General features: G+C 40.6%; 5 protein-coding genes. 1 reads left to right on the forward strand and 4 read right to left on the reverse strand.

Features of this window, described 5'->3' with window-relative positions; genetic code table 11:
- Positions 1 to 182: 182 nt before the first annotated feature.
- The 4 genes from RQ907_RS06235 to RQ907_RS06250 form a co-directional block, all read right to left on the reverse strand.
- Positions 183 to 1,919 carry an NADH-dependent [FeFe] hydrogenase, group A6 gene (locus tag RQ907_RS06235; RefSeq protein ID WP_311492517.1) on the reverse strand — a complete coding sequence of 579 codons (1,737 nt, stop codon included), beginning with the start codon at positions 1,917 to 1,919 and terminating at the stop codon, positions 183 to 185.
- An 8-nt stretch (positions 1,920 to 1,927) separates the two neighbouring features.
- The gene (locus RQ907_RS06240; RefSeq protein ID WP_311492518.1) at positions 1,928 to 3,502 is read right to left on the reverse strand and encodes an NADH-ubiquinone oxidoreductase-F iron-sulfur binding region domain-containing protein; all 1,575 of its coding nucleotides are present in this window, start codon (positions 3,500 to 3,502) and stop codon (positions 1,928 to 1,930) included.
- A complete protein-coding gene (locus RQ907_RS06245) occupies positions 3,486 to 3,992 on the reverse strand; it encodes an NAD(P)H-dependent oxidoreductase subunit E (protein WP_311492519.1) in 507 nt (168 codons plus the stop codon). Before RQ907_RS06245 ends, RQ907_RS06240 begins: the two co-directional genes overlap by 17 nt.
- A gap of 173 nt (positions 3,993 to 4,165) precedes the next feature.
- Positions 4,166 to 5,398, reverse strand: coding sequence for an aminopeptidase (locus RQ907_RS06250; RefSeq protein ID WP_311492520.1), 1,233 nt, complete (start codon positions 5,396 to 5,398; stop codon positions 4,166 to 4,168).
- A 1,021-nt stretch (positions 5,399 to 6,419) separates the two neighbouring features.
- Between RQ907_RS06250 and pepF the strand changes: the two genes are divergently transcribed.
- Entirely contained in the window at positions 6,420 to 8,219 is a 1,800-nt protein-coding gene (pepF, locus tag RQ907_RS06255; RefSeq protein ID WP_311492521.1) for an oligoendopeptidase F, read from the forward strand.
- The last annotated feature ends 95 nt before the right edge of the window (positions 8,220 to 8,314 follow it).

The raw sequence follows: 8,314 nt of genomic DNA on the forward strand, positions 1-8,314 counted from the left end.
ATGTTTAGTTTCCTCGTCTTTTTTCTATATTAGGACTTTTGCAACAGCCCCTTTTAAGTTTATATAAATTATTGCTTTATTATAAATTTAGGTCTATTTCATAGGTCCTTTTGGCCTTTTTAAACAAAAATTCTCCACCTCCCACACTCATCGAAGCCATAAATCTAGCAAGCATACTTATTTTAGTATTTTGGCCTTGCCTTGTAGGAAGTGTGGAGAAGTTCGTGGGCACGTTCGCTACCAGGCTCTCCCAAGTATTCTTCGTAAAGCTTTTTGATGGATGGATTTTCGTAAGACTTTCTGTAGATTTTCTTTTCATCTATGGAATAAAGGCTAGCCGCCCTTTTCTTTAGGATTGTAAGGTCGCCCTTGTGGTAAGGTTGACCACCACCGCCTATACACCCACCCGGACAAGCCATTACCTCAATTGCATCGAGTTTTTCCTCGCCAGAACGGATTTTTTCTAGGATTTTCCTAGTATTGCCAAGACCATTTACAACACCAATGTGGATGTCCCTGCCATTTACACTTACAACCGCCTTTTTAACTCCCCTAAGGCCCCTTAATTCCTCGTATTCGACCTTTTCTAGGCTTTGACCTGTGAGGGTATCATAAGCAGTCCTGATTGTAGCTTCGATTACCCCACCACTGGCGCCGAAAATTGTACCCCCACCAGTAGATTCGCCCAAAGGATTATCAAAGTCAGATTTTTTTATATTAACAAGGTCTATACCAGCTTCTTTGATCATTGAGGCAAGCTCCCTAGTTGTGATTACTATATCAACATCAGATACGCCTTCGTTGTGGAGTTCGTCCCTCTTTGCCTCATATTTTTTGGCAATACAAGGCATAACTGAAACTACGGTAATCTTTGCTGGGTCAATTCCTATTTTTTCTGCATAATAAGTCTTGGCTATGGCCCCAAACATCTCATGTGGAGACTTGCAGGTAGATGGGATATCTATTAGGTCAGAAAACTGGCCTTCCATGAAATTTACCCAACCTGGGCAACATGAAGTCAAAATTGGCTTGCCCTCACCAAGTCTTTCTATAAATTCATTGGCTTCTTCCATAATAGTTAAGTCTGCTGCAAAATTTGTATCAAAAACCCTATCAAAACCAAGGTTTCTAAGGGCTGTGACCATTTGACCCGTAACTTCAGAACCGGCTTCTAGACCAAATTCTTCGCCCAAGGCCACCCTCACAGCTGGGGCAACTTGGACTATTACCAGGTCTTCACCACCTTTTCTCTGGAGGATTTTCCATACTTCTGAGACGTTTGATTTTTCTGTTAGGGCACCGGTTGGGCACACTGCCAGGCATTGGCCACAGAAGGTGCAGGTTGTATCAAACATTGGCCTAGAGAAAGTCGAACCGACGTGGGTCATAAAACCACGGCCGATTTCTGCAAGAGCGCCCACAGTCTGAACTTCATTGCACATAGTCTCGCAACGCCTGCAAAGTATGCACTTGTTTGGGTCTCTCACAAGAGAATAAGAAGAATCATCAATCGGCAAATTCCTCTTTTCGCCCGGATACCTTATTTCTCTAATATTAAGGTCAGCTGCAAGCTTTTGGAGTTGGCAATCGAGATTTTTCGCACACTTCAAACAGTCAGTCGGGTGGTCAGATAGGATTAGTTCTACCACAGCACGCCTTGCCCTAATTACCCTTTGGCTATCAGTCCTGATTTCCATTCCCTCCTTGGCAAAAGTTGCACAAGCAGGAACTAATTTGCCCTTTTTTACATCTTCAACCAGGCAAACCCTACAAGATGCGAGTTTATTTACAAAGTTAATCCCAGATAAGTCCATGTGGCAAAGAGTAGGAATTTTAAAATTTAAAGCTTTGGCAGCTGCCAGCAGGGTGGTTTTTTCCCTAACTTCTGTTTCTATATCGTTTATTTTTAACCTAATCATCTCTCCTCCTAGCCTAAAACTATGGCATCAACTGGGCAATTTTCCATACAAGTTCCACACTTGATGCAGGTATTTTTGCTTATAAAATGAATTTCCCTAGCCTTGCCAAAAATTGCCCCAACCGGGCAAGCCCTCTGACATTTGCCACAACCTATGCACTTATCTGTAATTTCATAGGCCAACAAGTCCTTGCACCTTTTTGCAGGACAAGTTTTCTGATCACCTACATGGGCCAGGTATTCGTCATAAAAATAATTCATTGTCGAAAGAACTGGGTTCGGCGAAGCCTGGCCCAGACCACAAAGGCTGGTTTCAGAGACAATTTCTGAAAGTTCCCTGAGTTTAAAAAGAGTTTCTTCGCTAGCCTTGCCGGATACGATTAAATCAAGCATTTCAAGGAGCCTTTTGTTGCCAATCCTACATGGTGTACACTTGCCACAAGATTCGTCCACAGAAAATTCTAGGAAAAACCTCGCCACATCCACCATGCAGTCGTCTTCGTCCATTACAACCATGCCCCCAGAACCCATGATAGAACCGATTTTCTTTAGCGATTCGAAATCGCAACCAGTATCAAAAAGCGATTTAGGTATACAACCACCGGACGGCCCACCAGTCTGAACAGCCTTGGCTTTTTTGTCATTTTGGATACCCTTGCCTATATCATAGACAATGGTGTTTATGGATGTGCCCATAGGGACTTCTACGAGGCCTGAATTTTTAACCTTGCCAACTAGGGCGAAAACCTTGGTTCCTGGAGATTTTTCTGTTCCGTAGGCCCTAAAATATTCAGCTCCCTTTAGGATAATCTGGGCCACATTTGCCAAGGTTTCTACGTTGTCGATGACAGTCGGGTTGCCCCAAAGACCCTTAACCGTTGTCCTAAATTCCTTATTTCTTGGCATACCACGCTTGCCCTCGATTGATTCCATAAGGGCTGTACCCTCACCACAAACAAAGGCGCCAGCACCAAGTCTTAGGTCAATATCAAAGGAAAAATCAGATCCCAATATATTTTCCCCAAGCAAATTGTATTTTTTAGCATCTTCTATAGCTCGCCTAAGAGCCTTAACTGCCTTTGGATATTCCGCCCTAACATAGATAAATCCTTGACTTGCACCAACAGCTCTAGCACAAATTGCCATGGCTTCCAAAACAGAATGTGGGTCATTTTCCAAAACTGACCTATCCATAAAGGCGCCAGGGTCGCCCTCATCGGCGTTGCAAATTATGTATTTAATATCGGTATCTTGTTTAAAAGCAGTTTCCCACTTGCGACCAGCCGGAAAACCTGCCCCACCCCTGCCCCTAAGGCCTGAGTCTGTGACGACCTCTATAATCTCTTCCCTATTCATCTGGTAAATGGCTTTTTCTAGGGCAAAATACCCATCTCTGCCTATGTATTCTTCTATGGATGCAGGGTCGATTATGTCGCAATTTCTCAAAACAAGCCTGGTTTGCTTTTCAAAAAATTCTCCCTTTAGTTTGATATCATCGCCTTTTATGTAATATTTTTCAGGATCTAATCTGGCAAGTAATTTGTCATAGCCTTCTTTTTTTATTTGATCAAGCCTTGACTTCATTTGTATCCTCCAAAACCTCCTTGATTATATCGGAAACCATAGCCCTGCTCGCCTTTTCGATATTCCTTGATGAGTCAATACTTACAACAGGAGCTACCCCACATTCACCAATGCACCTGGCTTCAGTAAGGCTAATTTTCCCATCTGGAGTAGTCTCACCAACCTTGATGCCAAGCTCTTTTTCAAGCTCTGCCAAGATTTTATCAGACCCTTTCACATAGCAGGCTGTGCCCAGACATATGCAAATCTCGTGCTCTCCCTTGGGAATAAAGGAGAATTGGGAGTAGAAACTTGCTACCCCATAGATTTCTGAAGAGTGAACTCCCATCCTAAGGGCCATCAAATCCACAATTTCTTCAGGTATATAGGAAAAAATTTCCTGGGCCTTTTGCAAAATCGGCATGATAGCGCCCTTCTTGTTCTTGTTAGCTTCCAAAAAATTTAGAAATTCTTGGTACTTATCCTGATCTTTTCTAAAACAAAAACTCATAACCAACCATCCTCCTTAAATCCATGATATCTTTTTATGAAAACAATTTCAAGACGAAAATCCTTTTAAATTACACATTGATAAATAATTAACTAATCGTTTTCACAAATAATTTCTAGACAAAAAAATAGGACAAAAAAGTCCTATCTTTGTTTATATTTAATTTTAATATCCTAAAACGCCCAGTTACCATCCTTAAAGATTGGATAGGCTTTTTCATTTTTGTAACCGATTATTTCTAGGTCCTTATCTCCAACCATGAAATCTTCGTGGATTAGGGAATCATTTATACCGATAGAATTAACCTCACTATCGTCAAGGTCGGCCCCACCTTCAACACAGGTTGGATAAGCCTTGCCTAGGGCAAAGTGGCAGGAAGCATTTTCGTCAAAAAGGGTGTTATAAAATAAGATATTTGAATTTGAAATTGGGCTATCATAAGGAACGAGAGCTATTTCGCCGAGATTTTTTGAGCCTTCATCTGAATCCAACATCTTTTTTAGGGTATCCTTGCCTTCCTTGGCGTCAAAATCAATTACCATCCCATCCTTGAAGGTAAATTCAAAGTGATTTATAACTACACCATTGTAAACAAGAGGTTTAGTTGCCACAAGCTTGCCATCAACCCCATCGTATTGAGGAGCAGTGAAGACTTCCTCAGTTGGCATATTTGGAATAAACCTATCGCCCTTTGCGTTTTTAGATCCAGCAGACATCCAGATGTGATTTTTTGGTAATTTCCCCTTCAAATCTGTACCATTAGCTGATTTGTAATGAACATAATCAAATTGATGGCTATTCAAAAAGTCTGCCTTATCATCGAGAGTCTTAAGGTGGTCCTCCCAATTTTTCTTAGTTTCTTCCCAAGATTCAGAAACCCTGCAAACATCAAGGATAACTTCCCAAAGCCTTTCGCAAGCTGCATCGCCCTTAAGGTCTGGAAAAACTTTTTCTGCCCATTTTACAGATGGAACTGAGATTACAAGCCAAGATACAATGTCATTCATAGTATATTTTACAAAGTCTTTTAGCTTTAGGGAACGAGCCTTAACAGCCTCAGAAATCTTTGCCTCATCAAGTCCCTTTAGGAGATCTGGGTCTTCAGAAACAATGGAAATCCTATTAGACCTCTTGTCTGCAATTTGATAGCGAGACTTCTCCACAACCCAGTCAGGCACTTCGTTTAAGGTTTCTTGACTTTCGTATTCGTAGGCAAGTCTTGTAAGAGCATCATCAACCCAATTTATAGAAACCTTACGAGCCCCCTTCTCATAAGCCGCCTTAGTAATAAGACGTGCTAGTTCAGGCGACTCAACAGGAGAAGAAATTAAAACATCCTCCCCATTTTGCACATTAACACCAAACTCAACAGCAAGCCTGGCAAAATTTTCTATTCTTTTTTGCATAAAATCCTCCCTTTAAATAAGATAATCTTATGATAGATTATACCAATTTTATTTTTTCTTATCCGAGATAAATTATCTTTTTTATTAATCCGAGATTAATTTTATCTTATAAATGTTCTTGGTCATTTACATGACCCCCTCCGTATCTGGGGGAACCCCCAGGGGGCTTTCCGTATGCCCCCTCATCGGGTTCCCCCAGGCCCCCTTTCCGTTACACCCCCGAACGGCTCCTTAGCGGAGTGCGGATAAGGAAGCTTGCTTTTCGCAAGCTTTTTTGGATAGAGAGATTAGCCTTGTATGTGATTGCGTATTTCCTTACTATCATTCTAATAATCAGGTCACTAAAAACTGATAACTCGGCTACGCCTCAAACAATCAGTTTTTTTAACGTGACCCTCTATTAGAATTTAGGCCTTGGTAGATTAGGGAATTGTCTCGAAGTACATACAAGACTTAGGCTCGTTTGGCTTTCGCCAAACATTGCTAAATTTATTTGTATTTTTAATTAATTTAAAACAAAATAATTATAAATCATAAGACCTAGTATTTTTGTAAATGAGGGAGGCGTTAAGAAAATCTCACTGAAAGCTATCTAAAAGTGAAGACTTTATAAATACTGTGAACTAATGTAAGTTTTAAAATACAAGTCAGACGAGATTGAGATTTTTAGCCGACTGAATGTCAAAAAAGTTAAAGTCTAGTCCAATTAATACAAAGACGTAAACTATACAAAAAAAGATTTCCAAAGGAAATCTACTGCTCATGCTCCCCGCCAGAGGGGTCGCCCGGAGGGGGTAGCCGAAGGGGGTCTAAGGGGGAGCCGGTTGGGGAACATACGGAAAGTTCCCCTGGGCTCCCCCTTTGAACGGAGCAGTTATGTCAATGACTTAGAAAATCTATAAGATAAATTCAATCTCGGATTGAAAAAATCAATACCTTATCTTGGATAAGCAAAATACAAAGTGATATAATAACAAGTAGTTAAAAGATTTAAAATTATTTTTTATATAAGGAGGAAAAAATGAAAAAAAGATGTGATGTTGACCCTAAAGAAACTTGGGCCATTGAAGACCTTTATGCTTCTGATGAAGCTTTTTATGCTGATATTGAAAAACTAGCCAAAATGGCAGATGATTTTAAGGAAAAATATGCAAAGCTTGAGACTAGCGAGGATGTTTATGCTTCTCTAGAGGCTTATTCAGATATAATTTCCCTTACAGATGGCCTTGGCACTTTTTCTGGTATTTCTAAGGAAACAGATGCCACAGATGATGCCATGGCTAAAAGAGATGCCAAGTTTGGTAGCGAAGTTTCAAAGATTTTTGCCAAACTTTCTTTCTATGATTCAGCCCTTGTCAAGGTTGATAGCAAAATCCTAGATGAAGTTATCAAAAACCACCCAGACTACGCTTATTACCTCAAAAGGATAAAGGATAAGGCAAAATATTTACTTGATGAAAAGACCGAAGCAGCCCTTGCTGCCCTTGCACCTACCTTTGATGCTCCATATACCAACTACAATGACATGAGATATGGGGATATGAAATTCGAAAATATCAACCACAATGGCAAGGAAGTTGTCCTAAACCACAACACTTTCGAAGAATTTCTAGAAGGTGAAACTGACACAGAATTAAGAAGAAAGGCCTTTGCTGACTACCACAAGGTTTTAGCAGCTTACCAAAATGCTGACGCTTCAGTTTATAACAACCTTATCCAAAACGAAAAGATAATGGCAGATTTACGTGGCTATGAATCAGTCTTTCACTATTTACTAGCTCGCCAAGACGTAGATTTTGATATTTACGAAAACCATATTGACATAATTATGGAAAAACTTTCCCCAATTATGAGAAAATATGCAAATATTATCAAAAACCACTACGGCCTAGACCAAATGACCTACGCTGATTTAAAACTTTCCATTGACCCAGACTATGAACCACAAGTTTCCATAGAAGAAGCGAGAGACTATATAGTTGACGGCCTATCTCCACTCGGAGAAAACTATATCGGCTACATGAAACAAGCCTTTGCTGATAGGTGGATAGACTATTCACAAAACATCGGTAAGAGAACAGGCGCCTTCTGCTCCTCACCTTACCCATCCCACCCATTCATCATGACAACCTACAACCATTCCATGAGCCAAGTCATGACCTTAGCCCACGAACTAGGCCACGCCGGCCAAGGCATCCTTTCAAACGCCAACCAAAACGCCCTCTCATGCGATATGTCCATGTACTTCGTCGAAGCTCCATCAACAGCCAACGAAATCACCATGGAAAGATATCTCTTGAAAAAAGCCAAAGACGACAGGGAAAAACTTTGGGTCCTATCAACCATGATTGGCAAAACCTACTACCACAACTTCGTAACCCACTATCTCGAAGCAGCCTTCCAAAGAGAAGTCTATAGGAGAGTAGAAAAAGGTGAAAGCCTATCAGCAGCTGATTTTAATGCAATTTTCAAAGAAAAACTAGAAAAATTCTGGGGCGACGCTGTAGTCTTAAATGAAGGAGCAGAACTCACCTGGATGAGACAACCACACTACTACATGGGACTATATTCCTTCACCTACCAAGCAGGTCTTACAATAGGCACAGCCATCTCAGAAAAAATAGTCCACGGCACAGAAGAAGACAGAAAACAGTGGCTAGAAGTCCTAAAACTAGGCGGATCCATGGGTCCAATAGACTTAGCAAAAGCAGCGGGCGTAGACATGACAAGCACAAAACCAATAGAAGACGCAATCGACTTCATCGGTCAAATCATAGATGAAATTGATGGGCTTTTGAAAAAACTAAATATGTACAAATAAGCAAAGGTGATGTTGCAGAATAGATTTATCTATTCTGCTAATCACTTTTTTTCTTGTATATTAGTATCAAGCCATTAATTTTTATAGAAGTTTTT

The sequence above is a fragment of the uncultured Anaerococcus sp. genome (genome assembly GCF_963510575.1).
Lineage (GTDB): Bacteria > Bacillota > Clostridia > Tissierellales > Peptoniphilaceae > Anaerococcus.

Excerpts from the sequence above, each read along its gene's own strand:
- RQ907_RS06235 (WP_311492517.1), bottom strand. The coding sequence starts at position 1,919 with ATGATTAGGTTAAAAATAAACGATATAGAAACAGAAGTTAGGGAAAAA.
- RQ907_RS06240 (WP_311492518.1), bottom strand. The coding sequence starts at position 3,502 with ATGAAGTCAAGGCTTGATCAAATAAAAAAAGAAGGCTATGACAAATTA.
- RQ907_RS06245 (WP_311492519.1), bottom strand. The coding sequence starts at position 3,992 with ATGAGTTTTTGTTTTAGAAAAGATCAGGATAAGTACCAAGAATTTCTA.
- RQ907_RS06250 (WP_311492520.1), bottom strand. The coding sequence starts at position 5,398 with ATGCAAAAAAGAATAGAAAATTTTGCCAGGCTTGCTGTTGAGTTTGGT.
- pepF (WP_311492521.1), top strand. The coding sequence starts at position 6,420 with ATGAAAAAAAGATGTGATGTTGACCCTAAAGAAACTTGGGCCATTGAA.